The following is a 24,000-nucleotide window of genomic DNA, read 5'->3' as shown; positions in this document are numbered from 1 at the left end:
TCCGAAAAATATTCCCCACCTCAATCTGTAATAACTGATATGTATATACGTAAATATCTATCACTGATTTTACCGGTATGCCTGCTGCTTTCGTCAGCTGCGTTTGCCCAGAATTACGGTAACTGGCGAAACATTGGCCCGGTATTATTTCCCGTTAATTCTTCCGGCCAGATCAATGGCATTGGCCGCGTCACACAAATGAAATTCCATCCTTCCAGTGCCAGCACCATCTACGCTACCAGTGTATGGGGGTTGTGGAAAAGTACTGATACCAGCAATACCTGGCAACTAATGGGTACTGATGAATTGCCTAAGGCTGCCTGTGCATCCGTATGTATTGATTATACCAACGACCAGGTAATGTACCTGGGCACCGGTGATCCCAACTATTACGGTACCTCTCTCGGCATTTATAAATCCACTGACGGCGGACAATCATGGCTGCCTGCCAACAGCAGTATCGGCAACCGTATGGCCCTGGAACTGCTGATGTCTCCATCGGATCACAATGTACTGGTGGCAGCTACCAATGATGGTATCTGGAAAACCACCAATGGCGGTGTTTCCTGGAATCAGCAACTGGCAGGTGGACAGTTTACCGACATGGTATTCAAAGCGTCTGCCAATACCAAAACCATATATGCAGTAACAACGGCTGGTGCTTTCTATACCTCCCCGGATATGGGAGATACCTGGACCCCGACTGTCCTCACGCTGCCGGCCAATGGCGCCAATGGCACCAGGGTGGCGGTAACTCCGGCAGACTCCAACCGGGTATATGTTACCATGGTGGGCTCCAACAACGGCGCCGCAGGTGGCGTTGTGTATCAGTCAACAAATGCCGGCGTTTCTTTTACCCAGGTGAAAGGAGATGTATCTCCTAACCTCAACGGATATACGAGTACCAGCACCGGTCAGGGAAATTATAACTACGGCATGTGCGCCGATCCTACCAATGCCAATACGGTGTATATAGTAGGACACCTGGTATGGAAAAGTACCAATGGTGGCAGCACCTGGACCCAAATGGAAGCTAACTGGGCCACCATGATCCATACCGACATGCATGGCATCAAAGTAGATCCTTACAATACCTCCAAACTGTTTAATTACAACGATGGCGGCGTATGGCTCAGCACCGACGGAGGTACCACCTGGGTACCCAAATGCAGCGGCCTGGCCACTTCTGAAGTGTATCATGCGTCCAATAGTCCTATCCGCAGAGATATGATCAGTATTGGCACCCAGGATAACGGAGAACTATATTATAAATACGCCGGCAATCCCTGGTTTACTAACAGAGGTGGCGACTGGGGCTCCAGATCTAACTTTGATTACAATACCAATAACCAGGTGTACTATTTCAACGGAAAAAGAAGAGCAGTGACCGGTGGCGATGCTACCTACAACCTGCCTTTTACCGGCACCAACAATATGCAGCTGGAATTCACCCCACAAAATGTAGCCATTGCTTTTGCTGCTGATACCGGCTTGTGGAGAAGTGCCAACATCACCGCGGCTTCTCCTGCCTGGACCAAACTGGTAAATAACACGGAAAAGATCAATGCCCTGCAGGTAAGTAATGCGAGTGCAAATGTGGTATACTACGTAACCACCAATCAAAAAGTATATCGCTCCCGTAATGCTACTGCTGCCACGCCTACATTCACCAGCGTGGCCGCTCCGGTAGCTACCAGTATAGCTGCCAGCGTTACTACCATCGCCAGCGATACCAATATCGTGTACCTCGCCTGCGGAAGTAAAGTGTACAGGTCTGCTGACCAGGGAAATACCTACACCGATATCAGTGGCTCTCTCCCTCCTGTGAATGTGATAAAACTACTGGAAGACCGCTACGCCACCAACGAATCTGTATATCTCGCTACGGCAAGAGGCGTTTATTATCGGAATAAAAACATGACCGATTGGTCACTCTACTCCATAGGACTACCTACAGTAGCAGATATTACAGATCTATTTGCCTACAATAACGGTGTAGCCGATAGCAGTGAATTGCGTGTAAGCTTTTACGGAAGAGGTGTATTTGGTACCAAGTTCAACAACCAGATTACACCATTAATCTCTTTTGCCTCTGTTAATGTAGGTACAACTGCTGCCGGCACCAACGTCTCCGGATGTAAGCCTTACACCGATTATACGCTCAACCTGTCAGTCAGTCCCGCTCCTGCCGGCAATGCCAACGTACAGCTGGTGGTGGGGCCTACGTCTTCGGCTATACGTGGTATTGACTATGATATCACCACTAATGGCAGCTTCACCACACCAGGTGATACCCTTATTTTCGCATCCGGTCAGGCAGCTGTACGCCCAGTTACCATCAGGGTATATGGCAGTAAAACGGATCCTATCAGTAAGTTTGCTCTTCTTACTTTCAACGTAACCGGCACAACAAATGCCATGGCCAATCCATCAGCGCAAACTGCCCGCATAAATATTACCTATCCGGATGCCTCTCCTGTAGGAGATACCGCATTGGTGAATCTGACGTATGGCAATGGTACCACCGGAGGAAGTGCGTCCAGTCCGTTCAATGGCACCCAATCCGATAAGAAGGCCCAGACCATTTATCCTGCCGATGAATTAAGGGCCGGCGGTATACAGAAAGGATACATTTACGCGGTGTCCTACCATGTAACTTCCAGGACAGTGACAACTACCAGCACCTTCCAGAATTTCAATGTAGCGATAGGTGCAACGCCACAAACAGCATTCACGGAAACCCTGTTCGATGCCAGTCCGCTTACAAGCGTATATTCCGGCAGCATCAGTGTTACCGATACCGGTTGGATACAGATACCGTTCTCCCAGCCTTACTACTGGGATGGCTACTCCAACCTCCTGATACAGTCCTGCTACAATAATACAGATGGCAATGACCAGGGAGACAACCTCGTTGCTTCTGTATCCGTGAGCGGTGCGAATCCTACCGCCTTCCAGCGGCAGACCAGTGGTGCCGGTTGTTCATTTAATGCGCCGGGATACGGCTCTACAAGACCTAACCTGATCATCAATACCAGGCCGTCTGTAACACCAGTAGCCAGCACATTGAATACCACTACCACCCAATATCTCGGACCCAATGCCACCGTATACTTTGCCGACACCAGTGGCAAAATCATTGCAAAGGTGCAAAACCAAAGCAGCTTTGATTATGGCTGCACCACGGTAAAAGTAGACCGTGCCGGTACCGGCGCCACTCAATTCTGGGACGCCACACCTGCACATTATCTCGCATCTAAGACAGTGAAAATAACACCTGCCAATAATAACGYGGCAGGCAAAGTAAGTGTAACCCTTTACTATAGCCCATCAGAAAAGTCAGGATGGGAAACTGCTACCGGCAAATCATGGGACAGTATACAGCTGGTGAAAGTTAAAAGCAACATCAGTAATGTAACGCCCGCCACGCCATCCCCGGATGGTCCGGGTACCATTGAGGTAGGCAGAGATACCAGCAGTAAAAAAGGCGCTACCATTTACTATGTAACGGCTACGTTTAATACTGGCCTGGGGGGTCTGGGTGTTGGTATCCCCGGTACACCGCCAGCATCGTCTGCCTGCAACACCCCTATACCACGCACGCAACTGAGGATTTATCAGTTCGACAGCCAGGAAACGGTTGGTGAAAGCGCGCCTGTTACCAATGTGATCGACGGCAACAACACTACCTTCTGGCATACACAATGGTATAACAGCACCGCTCCTATGCCACATTATGTAGCTGTCTACCTGGGTGGTGCATACAATCTCAGTAAGCTCACCTATGTACCAAGACAGGCAGCCGTTAATGGCCGCATCAATGCCTACCAGGTACATGTAAGTACAGATAGCATTAACTGGACACAAGTAGCCACCGGCAACTTTGTGAACAGCACGGCTTCACAGGATGTGGTATTCAGCCCTACAGTAAAAGCTAAATATGTAAAACTGGTAGCTACGTCAGAAGTGAATGGTAATGCATGGACTTCCGTTGGAGAACTGACCTTCACCGGTTGCCCTGATACTACCCTTGCGCCGATGATGCTGAAAACAACAATGGCTGCCGGGATTAACGTATACCCAACGATGTTACAACGCGGTCAAAGTATCAATATCCGGGATAAAGCGGCTGGCAACCTGGTCGTGAAGTTGTATGATATGAATGGCAGAATGATAAAGACACAGCGTATTACAGGCAGCGGCAAAATTAATACCAGCGACCTGCCTGCAGGTGTGTACATCTATAATATTTTCAATAGCAAGATAAGTACTGTTAAACAGGTAACGAGTGGAAAAATTGTGATAGCGAACTAATTGAAAATAAATGATATAAAAAGAGCTGCTTCAAAATTTGAAGCAGCTCTTTTTATTGTAATTAAATCTAAAAGGCGTATCCGGGGAAAATCACTTTAACCAATTTGCTCTGGCCACCTTGTCGGGATGTTCATAAAATAGCCTGCGGAGTTGAATCTCCCCATTACATGGCTTCTACGATCATCCAGGCTATTTTCGCGGGTCCTAAACCGGTCCTGTTTCTATTGGAAGTAATTGTAAAAGATTCACCCGGCGTGGAGGAGCTCACATTGACAATTAATACATAAAGGCTCGCAGGCCCAGACCCAATGGCTCCCTGCCCGCTTTGAGGCGTCAAAAATATACGGCTATTAGCAGTAAGCGCGGTGGTATTAACGGTGGCAGTATATTCGCCATCTGCAAGGTCTATGACCCCCATTCTTGCATCACTTGCACCTTCCTTTATCTTAATGACTTCTTTTGATTGGAAATGTGTTTCTGCATAATCTTTAAACAACAGCTCCCGCCAGTTACTCCACGCCGTTTTTGTATCGTCTTTAATTCTGAAGAAAACACCGTTAGGGCCCAGCAACTCGCCGTCCCAGTTAACGGCCATATCAAAACCTGTGGTCCCGTTGCCCACCATCAGGCCATTGTAGTAAAGTGTTGTTCCTCTTGATTGAAAAGCCTGGTCGGACAATGTGGGCATATCGATGCCGGAATAAATACCATATCCTACCACTTTATTCATAGGCCACTGTGCAAACGGAACAGCAGTACCGTTGGGAATAGTTTTATAATTGCTGCCAGCCAGATCATACCTGCTATCTCCCCATAAGCCCAGGTCTACTGTATCCTGGCCTGGAATAGAGAGCGCGTTGCCGGACATGTTTAACTGTAACTGCCGGAACTCTGTTCGTCCCTGTCCTTTATTAAAGAGAAAGCCGGGCACCTTCTGGGTCCTGTTTTCGAGGATTAACTCCGCCGTGTCACAAGTATTATAGATGCGGACACTGTCTGCGCGGATCTGGTAAACCGTTTGGCTAAATAATGAATGGCAGATAAAAATCAGTAGCAAAGTACTCAGCAAAGTTTTCATAGGAATAATAAGGGATTTGTTCAATTTCAGGCGATTAAGAAATAAGACAACATGGTGTACCAATGCAACGCATTGACACACTTCTATACAAAGTATTTACCGGGTTATAGATATTATGATGGGAGAAGCTTACCTGTTCTGTAGTATCAAAAACATTATAACTGCACCACGCAGCTATGATGAGTTGACAATCTTTGAGAACATTTACATTGATATCTAAAATTGGAGCGGTCGATAAAAATAATTGCTTCATTGTAAAAAGAAAGGGATCAATTACACAACAGTTGCTAAGCTGAACGCTTTACCACGCGCTGTTTAGCTCCCACAGGAAATAGGATCACGATTAACAAAATAAGTCTCCAAATCTAGGATATAATTTGAATTATTAAATGAATTCGTTGATCATGATTAACAAAATAATGGCCTAACTGATCTAGTAATGAATAAACGACCCCGCCCCGGCAAATCACCTCCGCTTTCTTTTTTAATGGCACATGATTGTACATTGCCATTAATAGCGTAAATTCAGGTAACACAACGTATCCATGAATGAACCTTTTTAGCCTGGCAAAGCTTAAATTGGGTCCATCACTACTTGCCTCTCTATTAGCAGGCTGTTTTATTTCCTTGGGAGCAAAGGCACAACAACTCAGAGCAGACTTTAATGCTACATCAACCAGTGATTGCGAACTGCTGCTAACAACATTTAGTGATAAATCGACAGGCCAGCCAATATCCTGGCAATGGGACTTCGGTAACGGATATACCTCTACCGAACAGCACCCCGGGGCTACCTATGTCAAACCCGGCATTTATACAGTATCCCTGACGGTAAAAGATGCGGCCGGACAATCTGCCACCATCACCAAAACAGGATTTATCACCGTAAGATCCAGACCTAAAGTGGATTTCACGGCAACAAACACAAGTGGCTGTGCACCGTTACAAACTATTTTTACAGATCAATCAGACCCGGTAAGCGGTACCTTACTTACCTATACCTGGGATTACGGAGATGGAACAACCGGCAGTGGCAAAAACAGTACGCACTCCTACCAGCAGGCAGGGAAATACCCCGTAACACTCATAGTTACCAACAGCTATCAATGCACCAGTTTTAAATTAGTGGATACCCTGGTGAAGGTAGCTCCTCCTATTGTGGCTGGCTTTAGCGTTGCCGATAAAATATTCTGTAAAGCACCTGCCACCATACAACTTACCAATACCTCCACCGGACCAGGCAACCTGGTGTACAACTGGTCTTTTGATGATGGAAGCACCTCTTCCCTAAAAGATCCCGGTACGCATACCTTTACCAGCAAGGGCCTCCACGGGGTTTCCCTCACCGTAACCAATGAACAGCATTGTACTGCCACTAAAAAAATAGCTGATATTAACGTAGCCGCATATACCACCAACTTCACCTTTCCGGCTCCGGTTTGTTCCAATACCCCAGGCACATTTGGCGGTGTATTTGCCACTACCGATCAGCTCCAGGTGGCCTGGGAAATAAACGGACAACCGGCATTGAACAATACAGATAATACTACTACCTACACCCCTTCTGCCGCGGGGCCACTAAATGTTAAGCTAACCGCTACTTATGGTAAATGTGTGGATGTGGTAGAAAAAAAGCTGGACGTAAAGCCATCTCCTGCTGCCAGCATAGGCGTAGTGGTACCACCTTTTTGTAACATGCCCGCTACCGCCAGGTTTACTGACAATGCCCCTGCCGCCGTTGCCTGGAAATGGGACTTTGGCGATGGTCAAACCTCCACCGGCAAACAACCTGCACATACCTATACTACAGCCGGAAATTATACCGCCACACTGATAACTACCAGCAAAGACGGCTGCATAGCTACCACTGACAGCAGCTTCAATATATCTCCGGTAAAAATAACAGCAGATGCAAAAAACAGAACTGGTTGTGAAGGACTGGTGACCACTTTCAGTGCCGTCACCAATAATGAAGACGTGATTAAAACCTACGAATGGGACTTTGGTGACGGCAGCCCGGCAGCTGCGCTGGCAACGCCTACCCATACCTATCATCATGCAGGCATCTACCCCGTTTACCTGACCTATACTACCGTCAACGGCTGTACGGGAAAAGTACAGACTGTCAATAATGTAGCGGTATATAAGAAACCGGTTCCCGCTTTCTTTTCACCGGATGCGCCGAAAATCTGCGGTAATAATCCGGCTACATTCAAGGATCAATCAGATATTGGTGACAACTGGCAATGGGATTTTGGAGATGGTGGCACCGGTACCGGCAAAAACACCACACATAGCTACCAACTACCCGGAACGTATACGGTACAAATGATTGTGGGTAATCATACCTGCTATGATACCCTTGTTAAAAAAGAATACATCACTGCTACCAACCCATTCCCACGATATGCTATCCGGCCGGTTGACTGTAACAAACGAACCACCATCGTTTTCGAGGATCATTCCATCGGTGCAGAATCCTGGCAATGGGATTGGGGCGATGGTACCGATACGGCCTATACTGTCGCCACTGCTACCTTAACCCACGTTTTTCCCGGCAGTGGTATTTACGAGGTGGCACTTACTACCAAAGACAGCCACTGTACCACACATGAAGGACTTAAGGTAACAGTAATTGCGCCTTCTCAGGTAGTGATCACTACAGATAAAACTACTTTATGCAGCAATGATTCGCTGAATGCGGCTATCACCAGCTACAACGCTGCTATCTATAAATCTGCCGGCTACAAATGGCTGGCCAATGGTGTAGACCAAAGTATCACTGATGATCAGCAAATATTCATTTACAAAAACCTGCCTCCCGGCAAAGAACTAATACAATTATCTGCAGAAAACCTGCAAGGCTGTATAGATCTCAGTAACATCATACCCGTAAATGTACGAGGCCCCGTTGCCGCGTTTAAGCTACCCGCCGCAAAGTGTGCAGGCAGCGAACTTACATTCACGGACATGACCAATATCACTCATAGCGCAGGCATTAGCCAATGGCAATGGGATTTCGGCGATGGTACCCCTGTTGCCACGTTCACAAAAGGCCCTTTCCTGCATACCTATAAACAACCAGGGAGTTATAACCCTATGCTGAAGGTAACAGACAAAGAAGGCTGTATCAGCTATGGCTATGATAATACCCTGCAGGTAAAAGGCCCCCACGCCGTATTTGATGCCAGCAGCTATCTTGTTAAACCAGGTACAGATGTATACTTCTACAACCACTCTACCGAAACCGGTGGCTCTATCACCAGTGTAAACTGGAGCTTTGGAGATGGCCATACCTCCACCGGCACCGGAACGGTCATCAACAATTACACCCTGTCGGGTACCCACCAGGTAGTATTGCAGGTGAAGGATAACAATGGCTGTGAAGACCACGCAGAAAAACAGGTAAGAGTATCTGCGGTTGGGGCCGACTTTACCTACAGTTCCATTTTTGCAAATGGTGGTAGCTGTGCCCCTATGATCTTCTTCTTTACCAATACTTCTCTCAGCTATGTTTCCAGCAACTGGAGTTTTGGAGATGGCACCAGTTCCACAGAAACAAATCCCATACATACCTATACGGAACCGGGACGCTATGTGGTGGTACTAACGGCTAAAGGCGAAGCGGGTGTAGAAGACAAATACATTGATACCATGGAAGTAAAAGGCCCCTATGCCGCTATAATAGCCAGTTCGGATGGTGGCTGCCTGGAAAAGGAAATTAAATTTAATGTTACCAACAATGGTGCGCAGGATTTCAGTTGGGATTTTACTGACGGTATTATCCTTCATACCACCGATCCGGTAGTGAAACATGTTTTCAAAACACCTGGTATCTATCAGCCCCGGTTGCTGCTCTCTGATGCTTCCGGCTGCAGAGGCAGTGCCCTGCTGCGCAGCCCTATTGTTATAGATAAACTGGATGTACAGTTAACGCCAACACCGGCTATTCTTTGTGGTAAAGGGACTGTGGCCTTCCACCCGGTATTCAATAGCTTTTCTATTGATCAGCTAGGCAAACCAGCTATCTATAAATGGGACTTTAATCCCTCACTGACACCCTCCAACGAAACAACTGCTACCCCATCTTTTTATATTCCTGCACCAGGCAAATATGATTTCAGTCTTACTACCACTACCGCCTATGGTTGCAAACAAACAGTCACTACTAACGTGAACGTATATACTAAGCCGGAAGCAAATATTGCCGGCCCGGGTAAAGTATGCGTGCAATCGCCCGCCAGTTTCAACGGCAGCGCCACCAACGACAATGGACTCACCTGGAACTGGAATTTTGGTAACGGGCAAACCTCGGCTGTCAGCAAGCCACCAGCGCAAACCTACTCCCAGCCTGGCCCCGTAGCCGTATCGCTTATTGTTACCAATACTGATGGATGTATTGATACGGCGAGGCACCTGTTGACCGTAAACCCGCTGCCCAATGCAAAAGCCACTTCACTGAGTGAATTTATTTGTCTTCATAACACTACCAGGCTGCAGGCCACCGGAGGCAGCACTTATGAATGGACGCCTGCTGTCGGGCTGGATAACCCATTGAGCGCAACGCCGGCGGCGAGCCCGGATACCAATACCACCTACCAGGTGAAAGTAACAGACATTAACGGGTGCATCAATACAGATCAGTTAACACTACAGGTACTTCAACCTTTTAAAATAACCGCAACACCGGATACCTCTCTTTGTTTGGGTGCAGTACTACCACTATCTGCTTCCGGAGCGGATTATTACAAATGGGAAGGCATGGGGTTGGCAAATCCGGATGCAGGTACTACCACGGCGACTTTAGCGAATACAGGTAACTACACCTACGCCGTGACGGGCTATGACAACAAAGGGTGCTTCTCTGATAAAACTTCCCTGCAGGTAATCGTAGCCCCTTACCCGTTAGTAAATGCAGGACCAGACCAGAACGCCCCGGCTGGCATGACGCTGCAGCTCACCGCTGCCGCCAGCAATGATGTTGTCAGCTACAAATGGTCTCCGCCCGAGGCGCTCCATTGCCCAACCTGTGCATCTATACAGGTGATTCCCAACCTTACTACCACCTACTCGGTGGAAGTGGAAAACAGGTATGGCTGTAAAGCAAAAGATGAGGTCACCATACATATCCTTTGCAATCAGGCCGCTATTTTTATGCCTAACGCATTTACACCTAACCAGGATGGACAAAACGACCGTGTATATCCCAAGGGTAAAGGCGTGAAAGAAATCGGGTACCTGCGTATTTATGATCGCTGGGGTAACCTCGTATTTGAAAATACACACTTCCAGATCAATGTGCCTGCTGCCGGCTGGGATGGGCGAAGAAATAACCAGGACGCCCCACTGGGAAGCTATATTTATTACATGCAAACTATCTGCGAAAATGGCGAAAAATTTGAGTTCAAAGGAAGTATTCTCCTGGTGAAATAAGTATGGCATTTAATTTTCGTGCGATCCGATCAGTGCTGTAAAATCGCAGCAGATTCCGTTAATTTTATTTTTTTCGGATAATGAATTACTACCAACGCATACTTACTTTCATTATTCGGCATTGTTACATCCTCATTCGTTTTAACCTAAATCACGATTTATGAAATCGACAAAGCAAAAAAAACTCCAATTGGGCAAAATCAAAATCGCAGATCTTAACAGCGTAAACCAGGAAAAAGGAAAAGGAGCTGGCAAGATCTGCCTGACTTCCATTGATGACACCAGTTGTCCTACCTGGTCCAGGATTAATTGCTGATGACTCCGCCTTCAGGCGAATCACAGCTATTTCTGCCAGGTACTTAAATATAAGGCCAGTATAAAGCACCGTTGCTTTATGCTGGCCTTACTATTTGGCTGGAAGCAGATGAATACAACACCATCACAAAATAAAATCCATCATTAAATTTGGTTTATATCGCAAACTATATTTACATTTGTTTTTAGAAAATAGCAAAGAGATGGACATCAGAGAGCATCATTTAGATCCGGCTCAGAGCCTGGAGGTGATCGCAGCAGTGATTGCACAGACTAAAGAAAACATAAAGGGGTATAGCTTTTTATACCTGCTTTGGGGTTGGCTGATTGCGATAGCCAGCTTTTCTTTTTTCCTCCTACAGCATTATACTTCCTTCAAATACTTTTTCCTTCCTTTCCCATTACTTGCTGTTACCGGCATTGTTATTTCCCTGTGGCGGCATAGTGCCATGCGTCACCAGTCCGAAACTTATATTGCCAGCTATCTTAAAAAACTGTGGCTGGTGCTGGGTATCAGCTTCGCATTGGTGATCTTTATCAATATTGTTGAAACCGCCACACCGTTTACATATACTTTATTGATTGGTGGTATCGGGACGTTGGTTTCCGGATTAGTACTTCGTTTTAAACCACTTGTATCAGGTGGCGTCTTATTCCTGCTTTTCTCGGTCATCAGTGTATTTACACCCGATAACTATAAACCTTTGCTGCAAGGCATTGCCGTGATTACAGGTTACCTTGTACCGGGGTACTTACTGAAATATTCCAGGACTTAAATTTACCGCTGAAATGTATAATGAATTAGATCCTGTTCTAAGTACTCCGGTAAGGCTGGCAATTATATCTGCATTGATTAAAATGAAACAGGCTGACTTCAGTTACCTGATGGAAATCACGAAAACAACTCAGGGCAACCTGAGTCATCAGATAAGGAAATTAAGCGAGGCAGAATATATAGAAGTGATAAAAACTTTTAAAGGAAACTATCCTCATACTATTTGCAAATTGACCACCAAAGGCAAGAAAGCTTTTGAGAAATATGTAGACGATATCAAAAAATATCTGCATTTATGAGAAACAAGCCACATACACATGATAGAACAGGCACCCTGGTTAGCCATGTGCCTGCATTGACATTTTTTTCAAGGTAGTTTCAGGGCGATATTTTTTTACCTTTTTAGTTTGCAACACAAACTACATTAACAGTAAAATGCTTACTCACAGTAAATATCCCGCTGAAAGGCTTTGAATAACTTTTCCATCATCATAAAAACAGTCATTATGTCTACCGCAAATCAAGTACATCATTCTCCTTATGAGCAGCACAGAGGGCCCAATCCGGGTGCACTCGCTATTGTATATACTACACTGTTTATAGCAAGCCTCATCATTTTCGGGGTATTGTCGCATGGTGCTGCCTTTCCCCGGCCGAACGGTTCCCTGGTGGATGCCCAACAGGTGTTTCTCCGGTTTCCGGATGCGATTAAATTCAATGCCCTTTTTCAGTTTGGGGCAGCGATACCGCTTGGCCTTTTTACCGCAACGGTGACGAGCCGGTTAAGTTTCCTGGGAGTAAATGCATCCGGTGTTAGCATTGCGATGTTTGGCGGTATAACTGCGTCCCTTTTTATTACTATTTCCGGCCTTTGCGGCTGGATAATGGCACAACCAGGTATAGCAGATGAGGTGCATGTCCTTCATGCTGTTCAACTTTTGAGCTTTGCCAGCGGCGGTATTGCTCATATTGTGGCACTTGGTTTACTGATGGCTGGTATATCTGTTCCCTGCCTGCTGGGAGGATACACCCCCAAATGGGTGGCCTGGTCAGGGCTGGTACTGGCGGGAATTGCCGAGCTATCTACGTTAAGCCTCGTTATTCCGGCAGCCGGGTATCTGCTTCCCCTTGCCCGCTTCGGATCTTACATCTGGCTGATCAGTACAGGATTTACCCTAACAAAACACAGGCAGGTAAACACTGCTCCATGATCTAATTAATCACCATTAACGGATAAAACATGAAAGATAAAGTTGTATTAATTACAGGAGCTACCTCAGGGCTGGGCGCAGCCGCCGCAAAGACTTTTGCGGCCCAGGGGGCCAAGGTTGTTTTCTGTGGAAGACGGACCAGAAAAGGATTAGCTATTGAAGCAGACATCCGCATAAAAGGTGGTGAAGCCACATTTATACAAACAGATGTTACCAACGAAGAACAGGTAGCGCACCTTGTAGCTGAAACAGTACGTTTATACGGCACTCCGGACGTTGCGTTTAATAATGCAGGCGCAAACTTATACTTCGGACCACTCGAAAATATGAGCAGTGAACAATTCGTGAACAATATGCAACTCAATCTCACTGGTATATTCCACGCGCTGAAATATGAAATAGTGGCTATGAAACAAACAGGCGGAAGTATCATCAATACCGCGAGTACCGCAGGCGTAAAGGGCGTGGCACAAGGCATCTCTGCCTATGTAGCTGCCAAACATGGCGTAATCGGCCTGACCAAAGCAGCAGCCCTGGAACAGGCCCGTAACCAGATCAGGATAAATGCATTAGTCATTAGCGCCATGGCTACAGAACAATGGTTGGCTGGAGTATACAAAACACCCGGCCTGTATGAAAAAATTGCAGCGGGTATGCCCAATGGCAAAATAGCCACCGTGGATGACATCCTACCTTTTCTTACTTTCCTGGCTTCAGATCAGTCTAAATTCATCACTGGTGCAGCCTTAGCTATCGATGGTGGCATAACAGCCGGCTAACAATCACGTTATGAATCCTTCACTTTAAAATAAACATCATGAATATCTTCGCATTATTCACTGCTACCGGCTGTGCGATGCTGATCTTTATCGTCGGCGCTTATGAGCGGATTTATCGTATGCCCAAATGGTTTGCTCATCCGCCGGAATCGTTTGGATTGATTACACCCCAAGCTAAAAAGTCAACCGTTTTCTGGATCCCCGCGCAGTTGCTGTTCATTGTTTCATTAATTACAGCGATCATCACCAACTGGAAATATCCCGAAGTTCGATGGTACCTGATCTTCGCATTTACCTGTTTTGCGGTAGTTGCCGGTTTAACCGGTGGTTATTTTGTAAGAGAGATACTGGCTTTTGCTAAAATGCCTGCTACCACTCCCCTTACGCCGGCGCTTGAAAAAAGAGCTGCGCAATGGTTGAAATGGACCACGACAAGAAATGTATTGCAGGCTGTTTCGCTTGGACTGCTGATTATTGCGCTTACTAAAATGCAATGATAAATCGGAACACGCACTATCACCCAAAAGGCTTGTAATCGCTGATTACAAGCCTTTTGGGTGATAGTGCGCGTCAAAACTTCGCTAGTAATATACAACGCCAGGTTCTCCATCTGTTTCAATAATTGTAACATTGCCTACCTGGTGTTCGCGCAATATTTTTACCCTGGGTTGAGTTTGATCATATGGCCCCCACACCTGCGCATATTTTACGCCATCTTCCATGATAATTTTTATAAAATTGTAATCATTTACAGGAACATCGTACTGCCAGAAAGCCAACTTCATTGTATAGGCTGTCTTCTCTTTGTCGCCATCCTGCATGGCAGAGAGCCGCATATTTTGCCCCGGCACAATAGTATTTGCCAGCATGCTGTTGTAGTTATAGGGTTTGTTCTTCACTTTTTCAAGGAAGGCCGCTTTACTGGTATTCTTCTCATAAGCCGCATTGCATGGTAAAAAAATGGTGTACTTCCTATCAGGAGAATTAATATACTGTAATACCGTGTCATAAACCGTTTTGTGGGTACTCAGATAATTGCCTCCGGCAAGCTCCGGGTAGCCACGCACCAGCGTATCCATATACGAAAATCCCGGATCTTGTTGTAACCATTGAGCCACGGTGCTGGCAGCATAGTTGGTTTGTCTTACTGGAAAGGGCGTCTCCGTTTTAAACAGGGGACCACTATAAGTTTGCCAGGAAAAGAAGCCGCTAACTGCATCTGCCGGTAATTTTACAAGAATAGTGTCTTTTCCTTTTCTTGATACAATCTGTACCTTTTTGGTACCAATAAAGATTGCATTGTTAGTTTCTGTATCACTAAAATTCTCTGTGTACAATTCAATGGTATCACCACCATAGGCTACAAGCGGGGCAAAGCTTTTTATCAGCGGTGTAGGTAGTACCACTATGTCCGGGCCATACACRCTGCTAAACTTTGTACCCTTGCTAAGGGTAACCATCACTTTGCCGTTTTGCACCTTTGCAGGTACCCTGATGGTGATGCTATCCGCAGATGAGCGTAGCATCTCCGATGGGCGTCCTGTTATAAATACTTCTGTAATTATGTCCTTTTGAACGAGGTTACTGCCGTATAAAGTAAGTTCATCACCAGCCTGTACAAAACCGGTACTTATTTTTTCAACTTTCACAGCGCCAATAACCATACCTTCACTGGGAGTATTGTCTTTCTTACAGGCAATCATGGTTGTTAAAACCAATCCGAAAATGCAGGAAAATATATGTATGCTTCTCATGGTATTTAAACTAAAAATTGGTGATGGTACTTAAGTTGATGGTTTTATTTACATTGCCATCTGCGGGGACACGATAGCCACGCAATATCATCGTATAGCACTTGCCCGCTTCCAGCGGAAACGATTTACGTACAAGGGTTCTTTCCACGCCAGCTTCATCTTTATACATAATGCGAATACCAGGCTTTATGTCCGGTGTTACGGCGGTATAATCCGTTGCCTTTCTGAAGCCAACGTCCTTAATAGCACCGATAAGAGTAGTATCTATTCTGAGGTATACAGTTCCCGCATCAGGACTAAGGTGTAGCAGTCTTATTTTAGCTTTGGCAGCATCGCGGGCTACGTCATCCTGTGTATACATGATGTTAAAAAAGCCAAGACTATCCAGCAGATAAACCGTATAATGTTTTTGATTCTCAAAAGGTAACAGCGTTTCAGAGATTTTAGCTGCATTTGCTGGTTGAGTAGTCGAATCGGTAAAGGCCATACGATAAAGGCCTGTATCAATAAACGAATACCTGGAGAAGTTGAAAGCACCTACCAACCCTGCCCCATTCTCATTATAACCACGGGTACCGTACAGGGAATTATTTACAAGTACCATACTGCTGGCACCATAAAAATCAGGTGAGCCATTGTACACCATCAAGTACGAAAGTGTAGGATACACGGGCATTCCAGCATCTTTACTACAGCCAGTTATTAAAATGGCGGAACATAAAATTATTATAAGGTATCTTTTCATTTGACTGTTTTGTTCTTGAATAAAGCTTGTGATTTATCTTTCTATCACCACTTTTACCATCCTTACGTCTACGCCGGCAGACACATTTTCATAACCGGCATACAGGTTGCCAAACTGATCAAATACAATACTGCTTAAGGTGCCAAGAATACAGTTGGTGCCTGGCTGTGTATATTTCATAAACTGCCGGTCTGAAGTGAATTCCGGAGGAAAGGCAGTAAATTTTGTCATTTGAGAAATAGTTTCGGACTGCAAATCCATTTTATAAATGGCGTTACGACCATAGAGTATATTCCCATCGTAATCAACATCAAATGTGCTAACAATCGAAAGCCCCACTTCTTTAAATGTACCGGTCGTATAATCTGTCCGTTGACCTTCCGGCAAGCCCACCACCGTAGACGCCTCTTTGGTATCCATGTTTACTTCTACAATGTTGGTTCCCCATCCGGCTCCCTCGCCCACTATATAAAATTTCCCGTTGCCTGCCTGAACCATACTGAGAGCGCCATACAAGCGTACTTCATCTCCAAATCCATCACTGTGCTCCGCAATCTCTGAGTAAAATATCACCGAATAGGTTTTATCATCTGTATCAACAAATTCGTAATACTCTCTATTGATCTTTCCCAGCACGGTTTGCACGCTTCCATCTTTTGCCAGCTTGCGAAGCAGGCTACCAGACTGAGTTCCTCCATCTATAAAATAGAGAATCCCTTGTTTGTCAAAAGTCAATGCGCGTGGGCTCCCGATCATTGCCGAATCTTTCGCCCCGTCTTCCAGCCCTCTGAAGCTCTTTTGATAATTGGAATAATAATAATCCACCGACCGGCCATTATTCCCGGCTAAGATCTCCACTTTACCCGTTGTTGGGTCTATACATTGAATAAGAGAATATAAGCTACGCAACCCGGTAATGGGGTCGGCTTCTATTGTAAATGAGTTGGTAAAATACAGTTTACCATCAGGCCCGGGTTTCATATCCAGTCCTGTTACCCCAATACTGTTAGTCGTTTCTGCACTAAGTTTCAAGGCAGCCCCGGTAGCAGCAAAGTAATTATTCCCTCCTCCTGCAATAGTGGTTACCATACCATCTTTCAGCCTGCGTATGCGATAGGAGCCATCACTCCGCTGATAGTCGAGAAAATAGAAACACTCCCGTTCTTTGTCGTAAGTAAGTTTTGCAGTGGTATTCACTACGGCGGTGCCAAATGGTCCATCTCTCAGCACTTCCGGAAAAGTATAATCAAAGGTCCCATCGTCCCGTTTCGTACTATCAGAGTACGCGATTAAATAAGGGACTACCAGCACTTTATTAGGCATCAGTATGTCGGGGCGCTTTACATTAAAATTCAGTGCGGGTTGTACGGCATCGTTTACACTAAAGTAAATACTGCCAGGACCTATTTTAGCCGCCTTAGGCACTACTATATCAAAAGTATCCATGGGAACGCTGAGGTTGTCATTCCTTCCCGGAACAGCTCCCACACGATGACCACGGCTTACCACAGGGGCTTCCACACCTGATACATATAGCTTGATAACAGCATCTGGCTGACCTATTTTAGCGTATACTGTAATGGTTTCATCTATCTGCGCCTCTTCAATATTCTTTGTATTTTTTACAACCTTAATAATACCTGATTCTTTATTCATGGCATCCAACCTTTCCTCAAATTTGGTACACGAAAAAAAGAATACAACCATGCTGCTGAATAGCAATGACAATATTTTTCCGTCTGCTTTTATATTCATAAAATGTTTCTGTTTAATTATCTTTTAAAAAATCATGTTCACCGCAAACGAGTAATAAGGGTGTTGGTAATACTTGCGGAAAATAAGATCTGAAGCCTCGTACAAGCCAGTACCCTGTTCAGGAATCGGCCTGGCCTGCTTATCATAGTGGTAGTTGTTTTTCCAGTCCTGGTAAAATAATACAGGAGCATTCAGTATATTCTGCACGCCTGCATTCATACTGAAAACTTTACTGATACGCTGTCTCCAGGTAATATCCAATTGATCCCGCCCTTTAAGCATAATATCGGCGTCCAATCGTTCGCCCTTGTTGGCGCCAACGGCATAAATGTAATCGCCTGCCCGGTTATAGGTAAATGATACTTTGGTACCTTTTGCTGCATCTTCGTAGTTAAGCGAAGCATTCAGCAGGTAAGGCGATTGTCCCTGCATGGGCCGGGAACGGGCGCCACTATAGCCTATGAACCGGGGCAACGGTGGCACATCCACGTTACTCTTAAACCAGCTGCCGTTTAAAACAGTAGATACTTTGCGGAAAAATCTGCCGGGTATAAAATCTAAATCTTTTCTTACTTCGGCTTCTATACCATATACCGTGGCTTTGCCGGTATTGGTATATACCAGCTGGTCAAATCCTTCGGAAAATATCTGCCGGAAACGTTCAATAGGTTTGTCGAGGTTTTTATAAAAGAAGCCAATGTTCATCATCTCGTTCCTGCGGCTGCTATTGGGATACCATTCCAATCGCAGTTCTGTATTGTGTATGTTTACCGTAGTCAGGTTAGGATTACCGGTGTAGGTTTCTTTATCTACATAGCTGGTATATTGCACAGGGGCGGCTTCCCGGAACTCAGGTCTGTTTAATGTTTTACCATAGCCAACACGAATAATGAAGTTACTATCTGCCTTATAAGAAATATTGATCGAAGGCAAAACGGAAGTGATAGGCTGATTAACCACCAGCGGATAGGCCGCCAGGCCATGCTCGTAACTGCCCAATATCCGGAAACGATTATGCTCGACCCTTACACCGCCCAACACGTTCAGACGATTATCCAACAGGTTTATATCCGTACTCAGGTAGCCGGCTGATATAACATTATCCGCATAGTACTGGTTGTTGGGAGTTGTTTTTTCCACCCATCGGTAGCCGGTACCATCTTCTCTGAACATGTCGGTATTAAAATAATGCTGCAGGTATTTTTCTTCTATACTGTGATTGGCCAAAACATTCCCATTTTCACCGGAAAGTTTGGAGCCATTAATAGCCAGGTTGGGATCATATAAATTGACGCCATTGAGCAATATAAAAGTTCGGTTACTAAAGTCCCGGGCCCTGGTTTCATGATAAACACCCGTTTTAAATCCCCAGGTATTATTAATGTGGTAATTAAAGTCGACGTTCCCCTGGTAGCTTTTTTCCTTTACATCGTTATATACTCTCGACAGCATATAATAAGAAACCACCTCGGTGCCCAGTATCCAGGGGCTTTGCTGCTGCATATTTCTGCTCAGCGTATAATCTCTGTTATCTGGTTCCTGTTTCTGTATACTGGAAAAACTTACATTGGCTTTAATTGTATTTCTTTTATCGGCCCCTAATAAATAGGTGCCCGCCAGTTGGCCGGAATACAAGCGATTTTCTACATAATACAGATTGGTATGCCTGTACTCATTACCCGGATAGTCGTCCAGCTGCAGGTAATCTTCCATTGCAATACGCTGGTTATTTACATTAAAAAAATTGCGAAGCTCCAGGGTTAACTTGTTGCTCACCTGCATTTCGTTGCTCTGTAATAAAGAAAGGCGGGCTGCGTGTATACCCTGCGTTATTTTACTATCGTGGTATTTGTACAGTGAGTTCTGCTCCGTTTCGCGCTGCTCATGCGTATTGGTGTAGGCAACGGTGGTCAGGTTTTTCAGGCTTCGTGCACCTATTTTCCATGCATCATAATAATTTATATTCAACCGCAGATCGGGTATGGCGTGGTAAGATTGATTAAGTGTATAAATGTTTTTGAACTGGCGTGAATACAAGGCATTTTCCGCAGGCGTAAGATGGTTAAACTTTTCTGCTCTTGGTATACCTTCGGGCAACTTACGGGTACCATCATCAAAACCTAAAAAATCGTATTTGCCACCAGTGTACGACCATACATCATTAAATGTGGAACCTGGCCGATACTGGGCGGAAAGCTGTATATCCACTTGTCGGGTCAGCTGGCTTTTCTTCGTATAAATTTTTACAAGTCCGCCGGAAAACTCACCGGGCAAATCGGCCGAAGGCGATTTGTATACTACCATTCGGTCAATGGCATTACTACTAAGCACATCATACGAAAAGGACCTGCTATCGGCATCAGTGGCGGGCGCCATGGCATCATTTAAAAAGGTGAGGTTGTACCGTTTACCAAGCCCCCGTACAATTACAAAGTTGTCGGGGGATATATTTACGCCTGATACCCGTTTTACCACCTCTGCGGCATCCCGGTCAAGGGTACGGGATATCTGCTCGTTGGAGATACCGGATATTACCGTTTGTGCCGAATAAATTTCGTTTACCAGTTGTGCATCCGTAGTATTGGCCACTCGTTTACTTTTTCTTGCCGTAATCACCACTCCCTTTATGTTAACCACATCTTCATTGCCCACCTGCATTTTTACATCTATTACCAGGCTTTTGTCGTCAGCCACCTTTATATTCTCTACCCTACCCTTTTTATATCCTACATAAGATACCAATAAAGTATAACTACCTGCCGTGATACCAGACAAACTGAAATTACCTTTTTCATCCGTGGTGGTATTATATGGTTTTCCATCAACACTAACCGTAGCACGGGCAAGCGGATCACCGTTTTCAAAATCCACCACTCTGCCGGTTATTTTGCCGGATGCTTTTTGAGGATAAGGAGCTTCTCTCTTTTTCTGATCGTTTGTATTTATCTTTTTTATAACGATCTTTTGATTTACTTCCTGCCATGCAAACCCGGTTCCTTCCAATAATGTTTTTAATATAACAGATAAAGGTTGGTTGGTATAAGTAGCGGTATGTTTTTTATTGATCTGTTTAAGTTCGTTGCCTTCATAGTAAAAACGAATACTTGTTTGGGCAGTTATCTTCTCTAAGCAATCTGCCAGGCTTTGTTCTTTAAAAGCGATAGTGATTTTTTGTTGTACCATTTCCTGCCCACTGGCTGAATAAGCCATACAAGCAATTGTAAAGAAACAGGTAATAACACCTCTCCATTGTTTTAGTACCCGTTCTTTACCACTACATAAAAATCTTTTCATTCCATTTTTAGTTTATTTTTGAAAAAAGATGTCCCTGTTTCATTGATGTCAATGAAATATCCCATGACCAAATGGGCATTTTAAAATATAACCGGGGGTTCGCGAGACGCTTCCGGTTTTTTTACCGATATATTTTTATTGTATTGGCATTTAATGGTTGATACTTTAACCCTGTTGAAATAGTAATAATATCCAGCATATCGGTGAGTGAATCCTTCGCCGTAAACTCACCCGTAAATACTTTTCCCTTCCCAACATCTGTTGACGACTGAATAACCAGGTGATATTGTTCCTCTAATATTTTCAATACTTCTGAGAGTGCTGTTGTTTCAAATACCAGGCGCTTGTCTATCCATCCGATCTGTCCTGCGGCGTCAATTTCCCCGATACTGGATTTTCCGTTAATCTTATTAAAACTAACTGCCTTGTTTGGTGTCAGGATAGCCAGTAATTGTTGCCGATGGCTGACATTTACCTTCCCTGTCAGTACGCTTACACCGGCGGCGCTGTCTTGCGGCTGATCATTGACTACAAAAGAGGTTCCGAGTACCTGTACATCTATACTTTTTGTATGCACCCAAAATGGTTGTGCCGGATTCCTGGTAACGCTGAAATATCCTTTACCATGAAGCACCACTTCTCTTAACTTCCCCCGGTATTTCCCGGGGTAGGTAAGACTGCTTTGAGGAGCAAGGGTGATCATGGTGCTATCGGGGAGCACGACCTGTTTTATGTCATAAATGCCGGTACTTACAGTTAATCTTGGGACGGGATCTACATAGTCCAGCAAATTATACCGGTATTGATAGCCCATATAGCCGGTTCCGGCAGCCAGTATAAACATAGCTGCAATGCGGATAAGGGGGTATTGCCATATTGAACGGCGTACAGCTGGAGTGATGCCTATACCGGTTCTTAGTTTACTTAAAATACGAGCTTCTGTTGCAACCCTTTCTGCTGACGATGACCAGGCAGCTTCGCTGTCTGTTTGCAGCAACCAGGTTTCCACCAGCCGTATTTCCTCCATAGTAGCGGTTCCTTGCCGGTATTTATGTAAGATTTGCTGTAGTTCGTGTAACTCCATGACAACCGTTTTATATATGCCCGATAAAGTGGCATTTTATCCCGGTCGTTTGTATTACCAAATTGTTATGAGTGGAGAATCAGCAGTAAAAMAAGGCTTTCTTTTACCAGGGGGCGTAAATTGCTGATGGCAATACTGAGTTGGTTCCTGACTGTTTTTTCAGTGATAGCGAGGGCTTTAGCTATTTCCTTAGGGCTTAACTGCTCTTCGCGGCTCAATCGGAAGATTCGTTGCATTTGCTCCGGCATATTTTGAATATGACCAGCAATTTCTTTGTCCATTTCTTTGGCCAACAGATTTTCCAGCGTTTCATTAAATGCCGGCAAAATATGTTCTTCCACATGTCCCAGTTTCTGATGATCCTTCATCATGGCTGTCAAATGATCTATTACTTCGTAACGAACAGCAGTAAACAGATAGTTGGAAAATGAACCTACAATGTTTTTGGTGGCCCGCTGCTCCCAGATATTCATAAAAACCTGCTGCACCACATCTTCCGCATCGGCCTTACTCTTAAGCCGGCTTTGTGCAAACAGGAATAGCTTTTCCCACATGCGGAGGTACAACGCTTCAAATGCGTTTATGTCATCGCACTTAATGCGTTCCAATAACTCTATATCCGTTAGCTCCGTGTACATGTTTGAAAGCAAGGCAGTTTGGGCCACGAAATTAGTCCATCCATGTTATTTCAATGTTAAGAAGCTGGCTACGGGATATTGCTGGCTTTCCCGGCAACAGGTCAGGGATAAGTTAAAAAAATCATAACAACATTCTACAACCATGGAATGAATAGAGGGCAAATCATAGTAATACGTTTATAGTTTATTGGGGGGAATTGTCATCCGTCAACTACATCTTCTCGCCCGGCCTACAACGGTAAGCAGATGTGTATTAGTCTCATATTTATAAAATTCATTGGTGAGTACAAATGACCATTACAAGCAGTTTCAACAGGTATTCGAGCAGTATTACAATCCACTTTGCAAATATGCTTTCAGCTTTATTAAAGAAAAGGAGATTTGTGAAGACATTGTACAGGATGTTTTTGCCAGGATCTGGGAAACCCGTAGAGATATTGTGATAGCTGAGGGGGTAAAATTTTATCTCTTCACAGCTGTCCGCAATAATTGTCTGACTTACCTTCGTAGGGAGCAGCGCCTGCCTGTTTATAGTCTCACAGAAATGGATATGGAAGATACCTGGCCTGCCACTGGTGTAGAGATCGGTTGTGGAGATGGCGTAAATTATAAAGCCTTGTTAACCCAGGGCATTGACCAACTCCCTCCCAAATGCAAGGAAGTATTTTTGTTAAGCCACCTGGGAGACCTCAGCAATCAACAGGTAGCAGATAACCTGGGCATATCCATTAAAACAGTGAATAACCAGCTATGGAAAGCATTGAAGTTTCTGAAAAACTTTGCTAAAAACATTCCCTGAGTAACTGTTTTCCTGTTTTTTTTGAC

At 44.9% G+C, this 24,000-nt stretch carries 16 protein-coding genes; 9 read left to right on the top strand and 7 right to left on the bottom strand.

The genetic code is table 11. The features are described from left to right. Positions 1 to 39: 39 nt before the first annotated feature. Entirely contained in the window at positions 40 to 4,314 is a 4,275-nt protein-coding gene (locus AC1DCV_RS24455; RefSeq protein WP_477025619.1) for a discoidin domain-containing protein, read from the top strand. A 163-nt stretch (positions 4,315 to 4,477) separates the two neighbouring features. On the opposite strand, the gene AC1DCV_RS24450 is transcribed toward AC1DCV_RS24455, so the two are convergent. Next, positions 4,478 to 5,392, bottom strand: a complete 915-nt coding sequence (locus tag AC1DCV_RS24450) for a hypothetical protein (protein WP_477025618.1) — start codon at positions 5,390 to 5,392, stop codon at positions 4,478 to 4,480. A 549-nt stretch (positions 5,393 to 5,941) separates the two neighbouring features. On the opposite strand from AC1DCV_RS24450, the gene AC1DCV_RS24445 reads away from it, so the two are divergent. The 7 genes from AC1DCV_RS24445 to AC1DCV_RS24415 all read left to right on the top strand — a co-directional run bounded on the left by AC1DCV_RS24445 (position 5,942) and on the right by AC1DCV_RS24415 (position 14,402). Beyond that, complete coding sequence (locus tag AC1DCV_RS24445; RefSeq protein ID WP_477025617.1) at positions 5,942 to 10,825, top strand: PKD domain-containing protein; 4,884 nt, start codon at positions 5,942 to 5,944, stop codon at positions 10,823 to 10,825. Between the two features lie 160 nt (positions 10,826 to 10,985). Continuing rightward, positions 10,986 to 11,141, top strand: a complete 156-nt coding sequence (locus AC1DCV_RS24440; protein ID WP_477025616.1) for a hypothetical protein — start codon at positions 10,986 to 10,988, stop codon at positions 11,139 to 11,141. Between the two features lie 202 nt (positions 11,142 to 11,343). After that, complete coding sequence (locus AC1DCV_RS24435) at positions 11,344 to 11,916, top strand: hypothetical protein (RefSeq protein ID WP_477025615.1); 573 nt, start codon at positions 11,344 to 11,346, stop codon at positions 11,914 to 11,916. Positions 11,917 to 11,929: 13 nt separating this feature from the next. After that, positions 11,930 to 12,214: a winged helix-turn-helix domain-containing protein gene (locus AC1DCV_RS24430; RefSeq protein WP_477025614.1), complete on the top strand. Its 285-nt coding sequence runs from the start codon at positions 11,930 to 11,932 to the stop codon at positions 12,212 to 12,214. A 207-nt stretch (positions 12,215 to 12,421) separates the two neighbouring features. Further along, positions 12,422 to 13,126, top strand: a complete 705-nt coding sequence (locus AC1DCV_RS24425) for a hypothetical protein (RefSeq protein WP_477025613.1) — start codon at positions 12,422 to 12,424, stop codon at positions 13,124 to 13,126. A gap of 29 nt (positions 13,127 to 13,155) precedes the next feature. Then, the gene (locus tag AC1DCV_RS24420) at positions 13,156 to 13,905 is read left to right on the top strand and encodes an SDR family NAD(P)-dependent oxidoreductase (protein WP_477025612.1); all 750 of its coding nucleotides are present in this window, start codon (positions 13,156 to 13,158) and stop codon (positions 13,903 to 13,905) included. A gap of 38 nt (positions 13,906 to 13,943) precedes the next feature. After that, positions 13,944 to 14,402: a hypothetical protein gene (locus tag AC1DCV_RS24415; RefSeq protein WP_477025611.1), complete on the top strand. Its 459-nt coding sequence runs from the start codon at positions 13,944 to 13,946 to the stop codon at positions 14,400 to 14,402. Between the two features lie 84 nt (positions 14,403 to 14,486). Here the strand turns inward: AC1DCV_RS24415 and AC1DCV_RS24410 are convergent, their stop codons facing one another. The 6 genes from AC1DCV_RS24410 to AC1DCV_RS24385 form a co-directional block, all read right to left on the bottom strand. Further along, positions 14,487 to 15,659, bottom strand: a complete 1,173-nt coding sequence (locus tag AC1DCV_RS24410) for an IPT/TIG domain-containing protein (protein ID WP_477025610.1) — start codon at positions 15,657 to 15,659, stop codon at positions 14,487 to 14,489. 10 nt (positions 15,660 to 15,669) lie between these two features. After that, positions 15,670 to 16,335 (bottom strand): DUF4397 domain-containing protein, encoded by a 666-nt coding sequence (locus AC1DCV_RS24405; RefSeq protein WP_477025609.1) that lies wholly within the window; start codon positions 16,333 to 16,335, stop codon positions 15,670 to 15,672. Between the two features lie 102 nt (positions 16,336 to 16,437). Then, complete coding sequence (locus tag AC1DCV_RS24400) at positions 16,438 to 18,159, bottom strand: NHL repeat-containing protein (RefSeq protein ID WP_477025608.1); 1,722 nt, start codon at positions 18,157 to 18,159, stop codon at positions 16,438 to 16,440. A 24-nt stretch (positions 18,160 to 18,183) separates the two neighbouring features. Further along, complete coding sequence (locus AC1DCV_RS24395) at positions 18,184 to 21,453, bottom strand: TonB-dependent receptor (RefSeq protein WP_477025607.1); 3,270 nt, start codon at positions 21,451 to 21,453, stop codon at positions 18,184 to 18,186. Positions 21,454 to 21,574: 121 nt separating this feature from the next. Continuing rightward, positions 21,575 to 22,537 (bottom strand): FecR family protein, encoded by a 963-nt coding sequence (locus tag AC1DCV_RS24390; RefSeq protein WP_477025606.1) that lies wholly within the window; start codon positions 22,535 to 22,537, stop codon positions 21,575 to 21,577. A 65-nt stretch (positions 22,538 to 22,602) separates the two neighbouring features. Further along, a complete protein-coding gene (locus tag AC1DCV_RS24385; protein ID WP_477025605.1) occupies positions 22,603 to 23,175 on the bottom strand; it encodes an RNA polymerase sigma factor in 573 nt (190 codons plus the stop codon). A gap of 280 nt (positions 23,176 to 23,455) precedes the next feature. Between AC1DCV_RS24385 and AC1DCV_RS24380 the strand changes: the two genes are divergently transcribed. Next, positions 23,456 to 23,974: an RNA polymerase sigma-70 factor gene (locus AC1DCV_RS24380; RefSeq protein WP_477025604.1), complete on the top strand. Its 519-nt coding sequence runs from the start codon at positions 23,456 to 23,458 to the stop codon at positions 23,972 to 23,974. Positions 23,975 to 24,000 lie beyond the last annotated feature (26 nt).

The organism is Chitinophaga sp. 10T418, from assembly GCF_056394125.1.
Note: the sequence above shows the minus strand (reverse complement) of the source record. Positions and strands in the feature narration are given on the sequence as shown.